Consider the following 18,122-nt stretch of genomic DNA (forward strand, 5'->3'; position numbering starts at 1 on the left):
GACAATGAAATGGAAATATTATTTAAAATTTTAATAGGTGTTTTTGCAGTTATTGGTGTATTATTCTTGGTAATCCTAGTTATATTTTTCTTTCCGACAAATAATGATAACTCAGAAAAAAAATATTGCAATAAAAAAGTAATTACTGACACTACTTTACTTTCATTGAAAAACGGAGTTGAAGATTATGATAAATTCAGACAACTTTATTTTACAAATTATATATTTCAGAAAAGTAGAACAAAATTCCCTTTAAAGGGTATTCCTGGCAGTATGTGGTCTATGGAAAAATGGACAACTTGCAATTGGAAAACCTTAACTCCATATTATATGGACACAATTACCTATGGATTTAGGAAGCCAAATCATTTCAAAGATAGCCCTTATGAAAGAAAGGAAGAAATATTTATGAAATCTGATAGTTCAAGATTAGAATCCGTCATAAATTTGACATTCAAATTGGAAACATCAAAATGGTTTTTAACAGAAAGAATTTCAAATTAAAAGAAATGGAACGTAATTTATTTAAGAAGGTATTTGCTTGGGTAGTGGCAATATTATTTATTGTCTCTGGAACATTTGTTTTTCTATTTGTCTTTAAAGGAGAAATAAATCCCATTTATATTCAATTATATAAAGACCATTTTAGTGCAATTGTTGGTCTTCCTGCTGCTGCATTCATTTCTACATTTTTAATCTTGCTATTAAAAATAACAGAAAAGGAAGCGCTTGAATTCAGCGTTTTACAAGTTACATTCAAAGGAACTTCAGGAGAAATAGTTCTATGGATATTCATATATATGACCATAGTATCTTCTATTAAAATATTATGGTAAAGAAAATAACTACCGCTTCCCGAAAGCATTCGGGACGGTGAGGTTCTTATGGGGATTGAGTCGGGATGAATATATCGGTTCATCTGTCCCCATTCTGAAAGATCAAAGGGAATAAGCCACTCCCTTACCCAAATTTCCACAATTCCTCCTAAATATTGAATTTCCTCTATACTTGGTATGTTTTTCTATCATTTTATTCCTTTTCTTGCATATAATCTTTTAGTTATTGAAATCTAAGATCCCGAGAAGCGAAGCGATTCGGGAACGACCAACCTACTTCTTACTCTTTATCTCACCTGGAGCAGATCCGATCGCCTTTTCCTAAAGGAGAAGGGCCGATGAGGCAGGTAGGCTACACCAACTTTTAGCACACATCCAGGCTTAAATCAACCTCACCCTAACCCTCTCCTTGAGGAGAGGGCATTAGACTCTGCTATCAATAAAGCATTCACTTCAAATCAGTTTTTTGTTATACTGACTAATAAATGACTTACCCATCAAACCTCTTTTACGGAGCGTCAATATCCATGCACCAAAAAGCTAGAGAGCTTCGAAAACGCAGTATACCTGCTGAAAGAAAGCTCTGGGAAATCCTCCAAAACAAACAGTTAGATGGCCATAAGTTCCGTCGACAACATCCGATACGCCACGGCGCACAAGTTCTTAAGATACATAGCCGATTTCTACTGCCATGAGCTGCGCGGCTGGTGATAGAACTAGATGGCGAGGTTCATAATGACGATGACCAGCGGGAGCATGACATCAACAGGGATCCGGTCATTAAGGAGTACACAATCCGTATTCTGAGATTCAAAAACGAAGAGATAATGAACGGGTTACCTAAGGTACTCGAATGTGTACGAAGCTATATGACAAGTATTAAATCAGAATACTGATTGCTAGGCAGTGATTCAGTTGTTTCCACGACACCATCTCACCTTATGTGGAACACATGCGTTTCATTTTAGCAGTGCCGATCGCCTTCTCCTAAATACCTGCCCCGCAGTATTGCGGGATGACTCGTCCCGATGAGCGCGATATCGGGAAGGGGGTTGGGGTGGGATACAAAAAATACTCTATATCTAATACATGGTATGTTTTTTCTATTATTTTATTCCCTTTCTTACACATAATCTCTTTTTTTACTGAAAGCTGTCATTTACCGCTGACTAGCGCCTTCTCCTCAAGGAGAAGGGGGGAAGGAGGTAGAACATCCATCAGGGCATAAATCCGGAATCCATCAAACACCTTATTGGTACTAACGGTGTTAATATGCCCTAGACTCACTAAAGAGACTTCCCTAGAATATAGAGAGCTAGACCCTGGCAAATCGATCTACAGGATTTGTTTTATGTAACTGCCATGTAACTGAGTTCTTAAAGCCGTGCCTCAAAGGATTGTACACTGGGGTTCTTATGTAACTGTCACGGGTATGTATCTGACTTGTCTTTTGAAATCAAGCATGTCACAGGTGTCGACATCCATATTGACGGCAACGGGCATTTGTCTTTTAAAAATCAAATTGTAAACAGATCAAATCGGATAGTCAGTTAACTACCGTTTTATAGCCCGCCATTTATCCCATACTGCTTAATAAAATAGGACCAATAATTGCTTCAAAATCAGCCATTACATTGCCGTTTTCGACTTCACCATATCCGCCGCGGCGGACTCAGTCTCCAAACAGCCTGATTTTCTTGTAATTAATGGTCTCTTAACGAAACCTAATGCAAGATCCGGGTTTAAGTAGGCCAAAATCAACAGTCTGATTACCCAAGAAACTGAGCTGACAATAATTATCCGGGTTACTCTTCTGATGGCACAGCCTTTTCTTCTTAACGCTTAACGCTTATAAGCGCTGCGCTATTGTATAACGAGTGGATTCCCCGGTACCTTTTATGCCTTCAAAAAATTGATCAATTTAGTTTGACAGAGCATCCATGTTTGTCCTGATATATTTCTCAGTCCAATCTTTTTCCTCTATAGAAACTTTGGTGAATAACCTTGAAGTCGATACGGGTATTAGCCAATTCCGGATCTGACCAGATGAGGTGTTGGTCAGTTTCATATATTCCTGAAGGTAGAACCTGGCAAACAGCTTCCGGTACTTGTTGTGAAGTTGAAAGTAGTGGGAGGAGCTTTTAAGGATGGGGGCAGGAACCGGGTGCTCCTGTACCAGTACGGCATGCACCACATCAGCGATCGGGTTTCCCCTCAGTGCTTCCTGCCAATCCAGAATTATCGGGCCTTTTGCAGAAAATATGATATTCTCTTGATGAAAATCGTTGTGGCAAAGCCTATCGGAGTCCGGGAGGTCCCGGAATAGTTTGAGTATTGTTTCAGTGGTATCCCTTCCCAAACGGCCCTGGCTGCTCAGAATCGTTTTTTCCATAAACTCCCGCTGGTTCGGGAAGTCCGTCACCGGAATGCTGTGCATATCTGCCTGCAGCCGGGCAAACTTTTGGGCGTATATTTTGATTTTATGCGGAGCTTTCCTGAGTATGGCGGTGATAGTTGGCCCCTTGATATGCTCCATCACGATCCCCTCACGGCCTTCAAGCCGGATGAGGTCTTTTACAGCAGGTACCGGCAGTCCATAAGCCATGGCCGCCGCGGTATTGGTAGCCTCCCTTTGCACATGCCGGCTACTGATCTCTTTTCTAAACAGCTTTACCAAAGTATCCGGACCATACATGAAAATTTCCGACTGTTCTCCTGCTGATATCAATTCACCGAGTTTCATTTCGGCTGGTGTTTAAGGGAAATGCGTTGAAAAGGCAGGTATAAAAACATTACAGTCCGCACCACATGGTAGATCATTTTCTTGATGTACCGCTTTCTGTTTCTTAGAAAGTTATATTTTTGATAGAGCATTTGCACGGCTGCTGAAGCCAATACATGTGCGCAAATCTCATTTTTTCTGTTTCTGAACTCCGGGCGCATCACGTCAAGAATCATGATATACCTCCTTTGCGAAGTGTGGTTCCAAGCGGTATGCGTTCTGGCGTCACAAAAAGGGAGTGTTTTTCCTTCTTCCCATCCTTTGATCTCGTTGTCTACCTGGAAGCCACATTCCGGTAAGTTGCCCGGTATGGATAGCCCCATGTGGCACCTGATCACCGCATCGGTATCACCCTGGTGTGGGTTGATGTTGGATTGTGGTTCCAAGATGCTCAATGATGCAGAAGTACATCCCGGTAAGGATTGGAGGATCTTCATCGTCTGTGGGCAACGGTTACAGTTCCTGTGATTTTTCATATTCCAGAAGATCAGCCCCATAGTTTTCCACTTTTTTGGAGGGAACGACATGGATTTGTTAATCTTATACGGCTGTAGCCGGTCCGGATCTTCTTCGATCAGACCAAGCAGCTCGTCGCGGATGATCTTCCAGTTTGCCTCCAGGATTTTTGTCCAAGGCAATTGCTCCCGGTCGTAAAAGGGAGGATGGTCCCCTTGGTATCTTCCGCCGAAAATACTGTACCAAGGCTCTGCATCCCGGGTGGTCTGTTTTTCTTCTTTGCGTAAAGGGATGTCTGGGGCATCAATGTTCATTTGATAATTCATTTAAAACGATTTCAATTTCGTCGGACCAATAATTACTAAGTTGCCCTTCTATCATGTGCACCAAAACCTCGTGCTGCTCACTGACTAGGTCATGCCCTCCGGGAATGTAGAAAATCTTGAAATCCTTAAGTGACAAAAGGGCCCATTTCCTGACTTTTTCAGGAGACATTAATGGATCAGATTCGCCCACAATGACCGTTAAGGGTGCAGTGACGGCCCCATTGCAGGTTTGATAGGTTTCCAGGATCTGTATATCTGCTCTCAGCAGGTCTGTAGTTCTTTCTAGGGCCAGCCGGCGTCCATGGTTATGGGTACCTTCGTATTTCTCCATTATGGCATCAATAAATTCGGATTGCGGCAACTGATGGATCATGTTACCACTGCCCGTTCCCGGGGCATTGCTGCCTGATAAAAATAAATGGTCGGGTGTACGTTTGCCCGCTTTTTGAAGTGCTATATAGCACTCATAAGCAGTTAAAGCACCCAAGCTATGCCCAAAGAAGGCATAAGGTCCTTCAGGCGGATCAAATACCTCAACAAGGGCAGAGATCAACTGGGTCATTGAGGTATAGGGCTTTTCTCCCGCCCGATCGTCCCTTCCGGGGGACTGGATGCCGATGAGCGTGATATCCGGATGGGTCACGTTTACCCATGACTGAAAGGCCAGCGGCCCGGAACCGGCATAGGAGAAACAATAGAGTGTAATCGCGGTTTTCCCTTCCGACTCCTTCAGTACTTTAAACCAACTGCCGGCCGTGACTTGTGCATCATCCTCAATGGCTGGAACAACTTCTTTTAAAACAGGTTCTTCGACCGCAGCTTCTTCTGTCTTTAGTGGGTTATAGACCAGTTCAAACAAGTGGTCGGAAACCGCCCTGATATGTGGATAGTTATAAGCCAACGTGTTGGGCAGCTTGATCCGAAAATACTGCTCCAGCTTGGAAGCCATCAAAATAGCCATAAGAGAATCCATACCCAAGAAGTTAAACCGTTTGTCATCAGGGATTTCATCTATGGACTCAATCAGCATGACCGATCTTAGCTCTGTTCGAACTACCTCTTCGATAAGCTCCCGTGCCTTTGTGGGTGAGGACTGCAGGATGCTGTCCAGATGGTCACGTGAGGCCTCGGGAGCAGCACTAATTGATGTTTTGGCCACCTGTTCAAACAAAGAAGGCTGCAAAGTGAAATCAATGAACGACCTGTATTTTTCCCAATTGATCTTGCTGATCAGGGACAGAGGCCGGCCAGTACCCAGTTGCAGTTCCATAGCGTTTAGCGCTTCCTGAGGAGGCATCAGCTTAAAGCCCATTTTATCCAGAACCTCTCTTTCTGCTGGCTTGGCACTCATGCCAACCTCATCCCACGGACCCCAATCAATGCTAAGCGTTTTTTGACCTGCTCCAGAGCGGTATTGGCTCACGGCATCCATGAAGAAGTTTGCTGCGGTATAATGGCTGAGGTTGACCGAACCCCAGAGTGCTGAAACCGAGGAGTACAAGATAAAGCAATCCAGGTCATGCGGCTTGCTGAGCTGATGAAGCGCCCAAGTACCGGCTACCTTGATATCAAGGGTGTCAAAAAACTGCGATTCATCCAGCTCCATGATTTTAGAAAACCAGTTGACTCCGGCTGCATGCAGTATCCCGCGGACAGGTATTTTACGTGCTTCTAGGGAAGCAAACAGGGCTTCCAGTTTTGGAATATTGCTCACATCCAGGCTGGCCACCTCAACTAGTGCACCCTGCTCTTCCAGTGTCAGTAATTGCTGAACCAGTTCATGTTGCGGATGATCTAATGCTATTGATGCCCATTCTGTCTTGAGGGGTACACTCCTGCGGCTGATTAAAACGACATGCCGCGCTCCTTTATCCACCACCCAAGATGCGGTTTCCAAGCCTAAGCCCCCCAGGCCTCCGGTAATGATGAAAGCACCATCATTGCGAAAGGTTATAGGTTCTTGAAGTGCCGGTTCGGCCGGGATTAATTGCTCCACATATTGTTCTCCTTGCCTGATGGCAATACAATTTTCTTTTTGGGGTCGAAGAACCTTGCCCATAATTTGAGCAGCTTTTTCTTCTGGGTTGATGCCCTGCTCAAGGTCGATCATACCACCGCGCCACTCGGGATGTTCCAAATACAGGGTTTTTGCAAAACCCCACAGCGGTGAAGAAGTTAAGTTGAGGGATATGGCCTCTTCCGGCATCACCTGCTGTGTGCCCTCAGTAACAATCCATAGCGGTGGAGTAATAACCACCCTTCTTAGTGCTTTTAGAAATGATATAAAAACGCCAAGGTCTTTTTGTACAGCTTCTTTGAGGTTATCCGTCTCGAGCGTAGCGCCGCTGCTTGAGGAGTTTTTTGGTAAGAAAACCACCTTCCAGGCATCTACATTGGCTCTGCTTTCACTGGTTACTATTCTGTTGAGTACATTAAAAACGGACGTGGTATCCATGCCATAGGAAAGCACGGCATCAGGCTTATGGGCATACTTCGTATCCATACCCACCCAGAATACCTGGTGGCCTCTTTTCCTGATCTTATCCAGTAATGCTTGCATGGCAGGAGAATCTTCCCCCAGAATAATCCATGAAATATTGGCCCTCAAATCCTCAATTTCACCGGGTAGCGTTAGTTTCCCTTTTTTTACCCAGATGAGATCATAATGGATGGTCGAGTCGGTCTTCCGGTCATGGGCAGGAGGTGCCGGTTTGTAATCAGGGTTGTATATCGGGCCGGCAAATGCTGAAATATTTTCCGCCTCAAGCCCTTTTACCCAGTAGCGCTGATGGTTAAATACTACTCCCGGTATCATTTCCGGGTACTTTTTGCCATGAAGTAACGTTTGCCAGTGAATAGTCCGGCCGTCCTGATAAAGTTTTGCCAGAGAATCAAAAAAGTGACGGGATTCCGTACGTCCTCCTTTGGGGATGTTTAATGACCTGAGCAGCACCAGATCCGACCGGTTAAGGCACTCTCTAATGGCCACCAGCGTACTGGCCCCGGGGCCGATCTCCAAGAAATGGCGGATATCTTCCCTGGCTAAAAGACCGGCAGCGGAAGAAAAGTGAATCGTCTGGCGCAAATGATTCACCCAGTGATCTGCATTTGGTGCTTCGTTCATTTCCTTGCCAGTCGCAGAAGAAATCCATCTTTTTACAGGCCGGGTAAAGGTAAATTGAGAGATGTATTCGTGAAAAGGTTTCAGGACAGGTTCCAGCAAGTGGCAATGGAAGGCTATGTTCATTCTCAGATTATAGAATTCAATTCCCTGACGCGAAAAGTGGTCTACAACTCGTGCTACTTCTGCCGATTCACCTGCTATTACTGTTTTTTTAGGGCTGTTGATTACCGCTATCTGGGCCTTTTCCTTGTTCAGGATTTTTTCAACTTCTTCATGTCCGGCGAATATCGTTACCATCCTTCCTTTTTCAGGAAGCGTATCAACTAATTCTGAGCGCTTCATAAGCATCTTCATGCCTGTCTCCGGCTCAAAACATCCGGCGATACATGCAGCCGCATATTCTCCCAGACTATGGCCTAAAAGAAAGTGCGGAATGATACCGCACTCCTGCCAAAGCGTGGCCAGTGCATATTGAGTGGCAAAAAGGATTACCTGCAGGTACTTGTCATGCCATACTTCGTAATGGGTCACTTCAAAAGCAATCTCTTGAAGTGACATCGGAAGGTCTTTATCTTCTATGGCCCCGGCACACCGGTCAAATGCCTCCCGAAAAATTGGGATTTGATAGTAAAATTCCCGCCCCATGCGCATGAATTGTTCACCCTGTCCAGTGAAGAGAAAAGCTATCTTTTGATCGTTGGATAGCGGAGTGCCAGCCGGGGAGGTGCTTCGGACGAACTGTTCCAGCTTGTTCCTGATTTCGGTTTTATCCTGCACCAGAAAACATTGTCTGTACCTCAGATGCGACCTGCTTACTGCCTGGGTGTACGTGAGGTCATTGATGGCCATCTCAGGGTTTGTCTCCAGCCATTCCACCCAGTGTTGAGCCTGTTTTACCAGCCCCTGTGGGGTATGGGCAGAAATCGGGAATGGCCGGAAGGCGAACATCTTCAGTGGCTTCTCCTCTTCGGTAGTGGTATTTGGAATGAATTGGTGAGCATCCGGTTCTTCTAGAATAACATGAGCCAAAGATCCCCCAAAACCAAAGGAACTAATGGCTCCTCTTCTTTTTTCATTTTCAGGGTTCCATTCCCGGGTTTGCGTAGGGATCTCAAGTCGGGTGTTTTCAAGGTGAATGCGTGGATTTAGTTTTTTGACATGGATCTGAGGCGGAATTTGCTGATGCTGTAACATGAGCAATACCTTGATTACTCCGGCTATGCCTGCTGCCGTTTCCAAATGTCCGATATTGGCTTTTACAGACCCTACATAGCATTTGTCCTTTGCTGGGACTCCATACAGCATTCCTAATTGCTCCAGTTCCACAGGGTCACCGGTGGGAGTTCCTGTGCCATGAGCTTCCAGATAATTGATTTGTTTGCCTTCGAGGCCGGCTTCACCCAGTGTCCGGGCAATAAGCTTGTGCTGTGCTGCCCCGTTAGGGTAGGTGATGCCCATACTATGCCCATCCTGACCTATGGATGAACCTTTAACTACGGCTAGTATCCGGTCTCCGTCTTTCAAGGCTTCTGATTGCTTTTTCAGCATCACCAGTCCGCATCCCTCTGAGCGAACGTAACCGTCTGCATCGGAATCAAATGTTTTGCACCTGCCTTCCGGCGACATCATACCAAACTGTGAGAGCGTGATGGTGGTACCGGGAGAAAGAATAGCATTCACTCCTCCAACTATCGCCTGAGTACAGTCACCTCTATGAATGGCCTGAACCCCTAAATGAAATGCGGTAAGTGAGGAAGAGCAGGCCGTATCTACTGCCAGGCTGGGGCCTTTCAGGTCATAGAAATAGGACAGCCTGTTGGCGGCTATACTGTTGGAGTTGCCCAAACCCGAATAGGCGTTAAAGCCATTCATATCAGGTGTAAGCTTTATTTTCATGTACAGGTAGTCATTATTGGCTATGCCTACAAACACTCCTGTGTTTGAGTTTTGCAAGTCTTCTTTTTGCCATCCCGTATGCTCTAGCAATCTCCAGGATGTTTCCAGCAGCATCCGTTGCTGAGGGTCGATCTCCGGAGCTTCGTAAGGAGAAATGCCAAAAAGGCCCGGGTCAAACTGATCAATATCATCGGTCAGTCCGGCCCACCGGGTATTCATCCGGCCGGGCATTGCGGCTTTCGGATCATAGAAAATATCGTTATCCCATCTGCTTTCAGGCACCTCGGAGATGCCATCCACCCCTTGTACCAGTTGTTCCCAAAACTGCTCAGGGCTGTTAGCTCCCCCAGGGAACCTGCAAGCCATACCCACGACTACTACCGGATCCTCTTTGGGCAAAGCCGGCGGTACAGATGCTTTGGCCTCCATGGAATATAACATTTGCAATTCGCCGGAAAGGTAGCATGTTAAGCATTTTTGCCTCGATATTTTGTGATTGGAAGTTTTGGGAAGCATTCCCCGTGCTATCAGATGAATGGTATCTGCAGTTATGCCATAACTCTCCGTTAAGTTGGCCTGAATGCTTTCCTCGATCTGCTTGTAGAGGTTTGGCGATGTGTGGCGGTGTATTTCCTGAAACACCAGTAACCTTTCCTTATCGGGTCTGATGTGTGCAACGCAGGCCGTGAGATCGTTGCTTTGCAAAAAATCCTGATTTTGGCGTATGGCATACTCCAGGTCTTCTGCATTGTAATTAACTCCTCTTACGATTACAATTTCCTTTCTCCTTCCGGTAATGTACAGAAATCCATCCTTAATGAAGCCTAGGTCACCGGTGGCAATGATGCATTCATCATTATCGGAAATGTCGTGGGGTTCAGTTTCCAGATACCCACTGGAATTGTAAGGAGCCTCCATGATAATTTCTCCCTCATGGCCTTCCGGGAGTACTTTGCCACTTTCCGGGTCTTGTACCCGAATGGTTCCCGTTTCTTCATCAATTTCATACGGTGTTAATTTTCTTTGGTAGGTTCCGGCAGGTTTGTCAATAAAATGATCGTCAAGGTCTTTCAGCCCTTTACCACCTCCGGCAACCAGCAAGGTAGCTTCTGCTAGACCATAAACAGGCCTGATAGCATTTGCATTAAAACCTGAGCCGGCATACTTCTCCGCAAAATCATGCAGTATATTGTACGTTACGGTTTCAGAGCCTACATACAAATGTCTGAAGTGGCTGAAATCCCACGATTTTGAGGCGGTAACTTTTCGGGTACACATTTCCAGTGCAAAAGTAGGTGCGGCAGCAGCAGTACCCTGATAATCATGTATGGCCTGTAACCAAAGGTGCGGAGAGGCAAGAAACGAAGCGGGAGGTAAAAATACCCCAAAGCCGGATTCGTAAAGTACTGTAAACAGATGACCTACCAGCCCCATATCGTGGTGAAACGGCAGCCAGCCAACCACCCGCACGCGTTCCCGGCGCTGGAATACCCGGTACATTTTGGAAAGGTTTTGCAGCACTTGCCTGTGCGTGAGCATTGCCCCTTTAGGATGGGCCGTAGAGCCGGAGGTGTACTGCACGTAGGCCAGGTCATCAGCTAAAACATCTGGTAAAGTCACCTCACCCTCCAGCTCTTCATACATCGGCTCCAGCGAAAGCACCCTGACAACCGGGGAAACTTCACTGCTCAATGGACTTTCCCAGGTCTGTCCCCCGACAGACCAACCTCCAACAGGCCGTTCAGCTAACTGGCTATCCAACATGTCCTTTTGCCCCTCAGTGACCAATACAGTACTTGCCTTTCCCGACTGCAAGATATTGAGTATCCGCTCTATACCCGTACGGTCCCGCTTATGCCGGATGAGAGGGAGAGGGGCAGGTACACATCCTGCCAGTATGCATCCAAAGAACGCAATAACGAAATGTTCCTGCTCTTCAATGGGCAACAAAATTACGTCTCCCTTGATTGTGTTATTGGCCAGATGTTGCGCTACACGGATGCATTGCTCCTTTAGTTCCCTGAAGGTGAAACTTTGGGATTCAGTAGCCCGCCCGTCTAAAAATAAAAGGACTTGTTCCTCTGCCCGTTCCTCCGGGAAATTCATCACCATATCCTGAACAAGTATTCTTTCTGTATTGATCACTTTCATGTGTTTATAATTGTTTTCTATTGGCCACATGGAATCTCGCACGGTTTATAATCATCCCACTGTGTGTCGTCTTCGACATGCTCGATTTCATATATTTTTACTACTATTGAGTATTGAGACTTGGTGTTCGGTAATCGGAAACCAGTAACCAGAGAGCAGAGATCAGAACTAACTCCCCAATTTGCCTACTGCTCTTGCCAACCGCAACTGCTTTTGCCGACTGCCTATTGCTCCTCAGCTACACTCTTCGGAATTTTCAGAACGCTTCTTACGGATTGGCCATTATTACCTACGCCGGTTAAGGTCACCGATGTGGCATCATTGGGGATCGGGCTGCTTCCTGTATTGATTTTACTTTCATCTATGGAAATGCCTCCGGGATCTAACGTGAGCGACTTTAGATTGGTGGTGATCCATGACAGGTCTCCATCCACACTATCAAAATACTGTATCATGGGATTGGTGGTATCGTTTTTACTGAGGTAATAAATGTCAGTTGAGGGGCCTGGCTGGTAAATAGTTAGCATCAGTTCGTTAGTCCCGAAGGAAGATACAAAAGCTCCCCAATTCGAAGGGTCAATTGCAAACATGATCCCGGTAAGGTCAGGGTTTTTGTATTTGATATACAAGAGCTGAACGGGCTTTACTTTGACAACAAAGTCGTGCTGTGCGGGTTGTTTGAAGCCATTGATGATGATGGAATAAGTCACCGAATCTGGCATAAACTGGGCATTATGGTTCCTGATATTGTATATTTTGGTAAGCTCGGCTCCCGACGTGGTTATAAAAGGGGAGCGCACATTACTTCTGACGGATTGCAGCCACTTCATTTCATTGCTGCTTTCGTACATGGCTTTCCAGGTAAGGGTGACTTCCTCGCCCGCTCCAACCGATTGGCTTTCCGTTGGACTAAAAACAGTAATCAAAGGCGGGACTTGCGTAAGCGTGATGGATTCCGGCGGGGATTGATTGCCACCGGCCCAGGCTGTTGCAGTGTAAGTCCGTTGAGCATTCGTATCGGAGCCTATGCCAACAGTGTCGCTGCCTGAATAGGGAGGCGTTTCAAATGTTTTTTCACCTTTTCCGTCAGGGTAGCCTGATATAACTACGCTGGTACTGGCTGCACTTTTGAATTGAAGGTTAGACTCTTGTCCTAACCCAACGATTAGAGGATCCAGCCAGACAATTACGCCCAACTCTTGTGCCTTTTTGGTCACCGAAACGGATGTTTTACCGGAGTTTATACCAATAAATTCATTGATAGTGACATATGCCGTACCTGTAGAGTTATTGACAGGAATGTCGTTGAATGTAATTTGAACAGTATCTCCCGGATCCAGCGTAGTATCTTTCGTAGCTGTAACGACGAAGTCATCCCCAACCTTATTGACGGTAAATGGAGTGGAAACATTACCTGTACCGAACTTCAAATTGGTAACGAGATCACCTTGACTATCACCAAACGGAAAAGTGACAGTGATCGTGTCTCCTCCGCGGCCGGCCTTAAAAGGTATTGGTTTTCCTGAGGTAGGGTTTTGGATAACAAGTTTTAGGTTGTCATTCGAGTTAACGAATACGGTATCGGGCAGAAAGGAGTAGTCAAGTAGTGTGCTCATTGTTCAATTTGCTCAAGTTGGTTACTAATTGTTTTTGTTGAAGTTGGAAAGGCTTAGCCAGCCTTCCATCAGACTCAAAGGTTGAGGTGTTAAGGCGGCCTGGGAGGTTTGCTCCGTAATCGTCATATCCTGCTGCCATTCGGTGACATCTTTTCTGGCTACCCAGGCCCAGTCCCCCCTTACTTCAGCAGGTGTAGGCATCCTGAGCTGATTGGAGTCCAGCAGCAACGGGCCTGTTCTGAATGTGGCGGAAAGGTTTTCAATGGCTGCGGTCACCGGACCGTTAGGGAGGGAAATGCTACTTCCGGGCAGGCTCCCTGGTATGATCGGCAGATCTCCGGTAGGATCCATGATCAACGTAAGCTTTACGGGGCCTTGATTGGCAGCCAGTGCTATCAGGTGATCGGTAATAACATAGCCGGAAGAAGGGGGGGGCGATTTACTTAAAGCAGATTTTACCTGATCCAGGGAGAGGGAAGCTCCTCCCGTTTTGAGTAGCTGCTGTAACTCCTGTGTCTGGCCTGTAGATCCATACACCTTATAAAATTTCGTGTAGTCATCATTGACGAAATAGCCCATCACTCCATTTTTTTTCATGAGGCTGTCACCGATTCGGACGTTAAATTTTACCGACATAAATGGAGGCTCCTGTGGTTTGTAAATGCCCTGATCGTCATAATACGCTCCGGTCTGGAACCACCCTTGGTTATAGGCGGGTTTGCCAGACAGGGTCAGCTCTACTTCGCCCCTTACAAGGGCCAGCGGTTTGCCTAGCAGTATGGAGAGGTTATTTCCTTCCTTCAGCGGGTTATTTAACCACAATGTTGAATCAATCGCATTCATCAGTTCGGTATAAGCCTGAGCGCCACTGCTGCTGGTTCCTGTTGCTAAAAGGGCATCGATGAAACCCTGAAGGTGGGCATTTGGTAAATCGGGACCCGCACCCAGCGCCGTGTTGGTGCCCGGGGCGGCATCCCAGCGGATAGTCAGGGTATTGTCATCTCCCGTTACTTCCCTTCGCACCTTGATCACTTCTCCCTGGCTGTTGCCGCCTGCATCAAATACCATCAAGGCATCATCTAGGTAATTGGCCATTACCCATCCGCAGATAGGGCTGGTGCTGTCAGAGGAATTGGTAAATATTTCATCATTATCGCTCTGTAAAAAGCGAGGTGTCATTACGGTATCCTGCGAGATTCTGGGAGGCAACTGACCAAATCTATTGGTGTCACTACCGCTGTAGTTGGGGCTGCTGGTAGTCATATCAGGAGACCAAATGATGTTTTCTATGGGATCGTCAGGGCCTAATAAATTGCTTTTTCCCGGCAGTATCTGCCCGTAGGAGTCTACCAGCCACAGGTCCAGCACCTGAAAATGCCCTGACCGGATAGGGAAAAACGGGCCCGCATCCCGGATACCTGTAGAACCGGCGACGGGATCGAAATATGAATTTCCCGTAAGAAGATCCTGAATACCGGTATCCAGCGGTTGGTTTTTCATGGTGTTCAGCACGGTAGTGAGCTGGAGCGTGAAACCCGCCATGGACTGGGTCACAAGATCCATATAAGAAATATTATTGGCTACCCATTGGAGGTTTTCAATGGTGTTTTGGGGTAAATTTTGATAGTTAGGATCGTTTTTAAAAGTGGTAAACTTGGTTTGGATATTTTGCGTCGTTTTTTGATTTAAAACAGATCTCCCCTCAAAGACGATTTCAGGAGAAGGTGATTTCAGCTCTGATCCCAGCCATGAATAATCCAGTTCGCCCAGCTCCCAGTCCTTCAAGGCATCAGCCTCCTCAGAGGAGGAAGGAAACCATTTGATCTTCCAGTCCATAAATATGGGCGTCCAAGGGTTTTTGTCAGGCCTGTAGGCCACTCCGACAGGATCTGGCAACAACCCTTCAAAACCGCAGGCTGCAGTCAATGCCTCAGTGGGAGGCTTGGTTTCAAAATCAGCCCAGCAGGAGGTTTGCTGGGTTTGAATTTTTGCCGTAAGTTCTTCCAACTGATTTCCCTGGGGAGTTTTTCCCGCCTTCTCAAAATAGATAGAAGCAATCAGTTGAGCATTGCCGGTATCCAGTAAAAGCACTTCCAGCCATAGCCCCTGCACTTCTTTCGGGAAGGCATTCCAACTTGCCAAAGTGATTTTGCCCAGGAGATCTTCCCAGGAGATCGCAATGGGCTCCTGTTGTACAGGAGCATACGTTACGCTGATGGCCGTGATGGCCTGTCCGGTGAAGCGGGTGGGTAACAACTGCGATTCTCCATTCAGCTCCGGAGGGAGAAGCTTGGTGTCCAGCTCACCTCCGCTGACCAGCACCACGGGGTCTGATGGGGAAGCCACCGGATCCAGATCTACGGCCTTTAAGATATATTCGTCACCCAGATCAGCCAGAAGGTTTTCGGCGGAGGTTTTAATTGTATTTTGTAAAGTAGTTTGTTGATTCTGGTTTAAGGTAAGGGCACTACTTATTGCTTTGGTGCTATTGTCTACTTTTTCAGTCAGTAGGGTTAAATTGTTTGGGTCAATGGTAGCGCGATTATACATCAGGTACTCCTTTTTCATAGCCAAAGCATAGAGCTCAAGCTGCTGGGTAGTTATGGCCCATCCGAGCTCATTGAGTGCAGTCTGGTCAGCGTTCAACTGAGTGAGTGCCTGGGTCTGTGCCGGATTTAAAGGAATGGACTGTTGCCCCTGACGGTTGTCATCGGATAGGGCTGGATTCGTTGATGAGCCATCTGACCTGACTACGATCCATTGCTGTCCGTGGTACTTTTTGTCAAACTTCGCATCATGGATCATGCTTTGGGCCCATTCCGGATCTGTCTGCAAGTCAAACAGCAGGTCACGCTGAAATGCTTCCAGAGCAATGGCCAGGTTAGGAATGTCTTCTTTAGTAATGCCAGAACCGGGCACTTCCGATGCTTTGGTCGCCATGTAAGTGGAAATTGCCGCCTCAGGAGTGTTGGCAATCGACAATGTTGGTAATTTTTGTTTGCCTTCTGAGCCAATGGGAGCTCCTGTGCCGTAAGACTTATTTTTTCCTTTCCACTGCACAGTGGCTACCATGGAGTGATAGAGGCCTTGAGTGGGTAAATCCGGAGTGGCGGTTGTGATGCCGTTTTGCTGCTGCCAGTTATGCCAGGCTTCTATCATGGCTTTGGCCCGGTCAGGGAGGTTCAGCGATGATGGGTCCCATGCGCCGGATAGGCCATATTGCTTTTGCCATGCCTGCCAGTCGGCTACAGCTTGTTCCACATCCTCAGAAGTCCATTGAAATTGACTTTCAAGAAAAGACTGCCAGTTTTTGTCAGTATCGGACGGTAAGCCATACAAAGGATCCTTTTGAGGGTCTGCATACCACCCAATGATGGAATAAGTATACGTTTGTGTTTCATCGGGGAGGTCGTCATGTAAGGCAAATACATTTTGAATATTGTCATAACTTACTGACCAGGTGATGTCTCCGGGACCCACGGCCTTTAATTCAGCCGTTCCGGAATCCTCGCCTTTGAACTGGTCCAGTGGCATATGAGTACCTATTTGGCGAACCCCCAGATTGGTATCTTCATAATAGGGATATTGGTTTACATTTTGAATGTCACCTCCAGCATCCACCAGGATGTCGCTCTGAACAATAGTGGGCGTGCTGTCAGGAGCTGCTCCGGGGCTGCTATAACCAAATCTGGTGATCAACCACCGGTTAGGAACGTTGGGGAAGTCCACAGGAGCCCCTTCGGTAGTTTGTTGTTGTCCTTGTCGGAGGCTATTGGGGAGTGTCCATATCAAATGGGCACCAACGGAAGGGCATGTACCTTTAGAGAATGGAGCAGGCTGGGCAGTGCTGCCAAACAGCCATAAACCATAGTAGTCATTCTTTAGATTGGCCCATGTTGTCTGTGCATTCACATCTCCCTGACCTATGAGCAATACATCGGTGGGGATAGGGATTAACAGGGAGGGGCCGGGCCAGACAGAGGATTTCTTGCTCATTTTTTTACTTGGTCAATGTTGGTAGAAGGATTACAGGGAGGAAAGTTGCTTCCTGACTCATAGGGTTGTTTCTGTGCGGTTTTGGTCATTTGAATGGCAAATCCACCTGAGGTCAGCTTACCATCTTTCAGAGACCCCGGGGGCATTGTTGTGGTGATATTGTCCACTAAACCCTTGATATTTACGACACCGGCAGGCTGGTCATCCCCTGAGCGGAACGAACCGTAGCCTCTTAGTTTGGTGCCATGCCCGTCTTCGATTTGTACTCCGGCAGGGTAACCACCCTCCCCAAGACCTCTCAGGAACAAGTGAAAATCACTTCCATCCTGTGGCGGGTCGTTCGGGAATAACCCAAACTGGAGGCCTTCGCCCGGTTGAATAAACTCCACTTTATCCGGTACACCGGAAACCATGCATAGCAGTGTGTTGGGCGAGAGGGTATCCATGCGGATGATGGGTAGGGTGTTTCCCCCCTGTGTAGGGTTGATCTCTATCCCCGGAAAGTCCGCAACTACCTGTGAGCGAAAAATGAAACCTGTAATAGGGCCACCTGCTTCGCCGGAGTCGGCAGGGGGTGCGTCCCGCAAAGTTGATCTTAGGGTCAGTTGCGCCTTATCTACCTCATCATAGATCTGTTTAAAGAAAGAAAGGTTGAAAACGGCATCAGCAGAAGAAAGTACACCCACGCTCAAAGCTCCGTCAACCATCCGGTCCAGCCAGTTTCTGTCTAGGTAGAAGAACCGGATAGATTCGATGGGTAAAAGCCTAATATCGGGTACCATATATTCTACAGGCACGCCATAAAGCAGGGTTAGCTGCGCCAGCCAGTTTTTTAGATTATCAGGGAGTACCGGAGGGGGGTATTCGCCGGCCTGCGCTTGTGCCAATTGGGTTACTACATCCGAATGCAGGTCTTCACGATTTGTTAGTGATGCCATG

The 18,122-nt window shown here is 46.8% G+C and carries 8 protein-coding genes and 1 pseudogene; 3 read left to right on the forward strand and 6 right to left on the reverse strand.

Going from position 1 to position 18,122, the window contains the following annotated elements:
- The first annotated feature begins 9 nt into the window (after nucleotides 1–9).
- From ID165_RS03645 to ID165_RS26570, 3 genes and pseudogenes are all read left to right on the forward strand, one after another.
- Entirely contained in the window at nucleotides 10–504 is a 495-nt protein-coding gene (locus ID165_RS03645; RefSeq protein WP_192349034.1) for a hypothetical protein, read from the forward strand.
- A 5-nt stretch (nucleotides 505–509) separates the two neighbouring features.
- Nucleotides 510–836, forward strand: coding sequence for a hypothetical protein (locus ID165_RS03650; RefSeq protein WP_192349035.1), 327 nt, complete (start codon nucleotides 510–512; stop codon nucleotides 834–836).
- Between the two features lie 527 nt (nucleotides 837–1,363).
- Nucleotides 1,364–1,732 (forward strand): annotated as a pseudogene (locus ID165_RS26570) (endonuclease domain-containing protein).
- Nucleotides 1,733–2,757: 1,025 nt separating this feature from the next.
- Here the strand turns inward: ID165_RS26570 and ID165_RS03665 are convergent.
- The 6 genes from ID165_RS03665 to ID165_RS03690 form a co-directional block, all read right to left on the reverse strand.
- The gene (locus tag ID165_RS03665) at nucleotides 2,758–3,579 is read right to left on the reverse strand and encodes a phosphotransferase family protein (RefSeq protein WP_192349038.1); all 822 of its coding nucleotides are present in this window, start codon (nucleotides 3,577–3,579) and stop codon (nucleotides 2,758–2,760) included.
- Nucleotides 3,576–4,400 (reverse strand): aspartyl/asparaginyl beta-hydroxylase domain-containing protein, encoded by an 825-nt coding sequence (locus ID165_RS03670; RefSeq protein WP_192349039.1) that lies wholly within the window; start codon nucleotides 4,398–4,400, stop codon nucleotides 3,576–3,578. The genes ID165_RS03665 and ID165_RS03670 overlap by 4 nt, the downstream gene beginning before the upstream one ends.
- Nucleotides 4,378–11,601 (reverse strand): type I polyketide synthase, encoded by a 7,224-nt coding sequence (locus tag ID165_RS03675; protein WP_192349040.1) that lies wholly within the window; start codon nucleotides 11,599–11,601, stop codon nucleotides 4,378–4,380. The genes ID165_RS03670 and ID165_RS03675 overlap by 23 nt, the downstream gene beginning before the upstream one ends.
- A gap of 194 nt (nucleotides 11,602–11,795) precedes the next feature.
- The gene (locus ID165_RS03680; protein WP_192349041.1) at nucleotides 11,796–13,187 is read right to left on the reverse strand and encodes a hypothetical protein; all 1,392 of its coding nucleotides are present in this window, start codon (nucleotides 13,185–13,187) and stop codon (nucleotides 11,796–11,798) included.
- A gap of 24 nt (nucleotides 13,188–13,211) precedes the next feature.
- Nucleotides 13,212–17,183 carry a hypothetical protein gene (locus tag ID165_RS03685; RefSeq protein WP_192349042.1) on the reverse strand — a complete coding sequence of 1,324 codons (3,972 nt, stop codon included), beginning with the start codon at nucleotides 17,181–17,183 and terminating at the stop codon, nucleotides 13,212–13,214.
- The gene (locus ID165_RS03690; RefSeq protein WP_192349043.1) at nucleotides 17,180–18,121 is read right to left on the reverse strand and encodes a hypothetical protein; all 942 of its coding nucleotides are present in this window, start codon (nucleotides 18,119–18,121) and stop codon (nucleotides 17,180–17,182) included. Before ID165_RS03690 ends, ID165_RS03685 begins: the two co-directional genes overlap by 4 nt.
- Nucleotide 18,122: the final 1 nt, after the last annotated feature.

The organism is Algoriphagus sp. Y33 (assembly GCF_014838715.1).
Taxonomy (GTDB): domain Bacteria; phylum Bacteroidota; class Bacteroidia; order Cytophagales; family Cyclobacteriaceae; genus Algoriphagus.

Coding starts and splice junctions, on each gene's coding strand:
- ID165_RS03685 (WP_192349042.1), bottom strand. CDS start 17,183: ATGAGCAAGAAATCCTCTGTCTGGCCCGGCCCCTCCCTGTTAATCCCT.
- ID165_RS03675 (WP_192349040.1), bottom strand. CDS start 11,601: ATGTGGCCAATAGAAAACAATTATAAACACATGAAAGTGATCAATACA.
- ID165_RS03650 (WP_192349035.1), top strand. CDS start 510: ATGGAACGTAATTTATTTAAGAAGGTATTTGCTTGGGTAGTGGCAATA.
- ID165_RS03665 (WP_192349038.1), bottom strand. CDS start 3,579: ATGAAACTCGGTGAATTGATATCAGCAGGAGAACAGTCGGAAATTTTC.
- ID165_RS03670 (WP_192349039.1), bottom strand. CDS start 4,400: ATGAATTATCAAATGAACATTGATGCCCCAGACATCCCTTTACGCAAA.
- ID165_RS03680 (WP_192349041.1), bottom strand. CDS start 13,187: ATGAGCACACTACTTGACTACTCCTTTCTGCCCGATACCGTATTCGTT.
- ID165_RS03690 (WP_192349043.1), bottom strand. CDS start 18,121: ATGGCATCACTAACAAATCGTGAAGACCTGCATTCGGATGTAGTAACC.
- ID165_RS03645 (WP_192349034.1), top strand. CDS start 10: ATGGAAATATTATTTAAAATTTTAATAGGTGTTTTTGCAGTTATTGGT.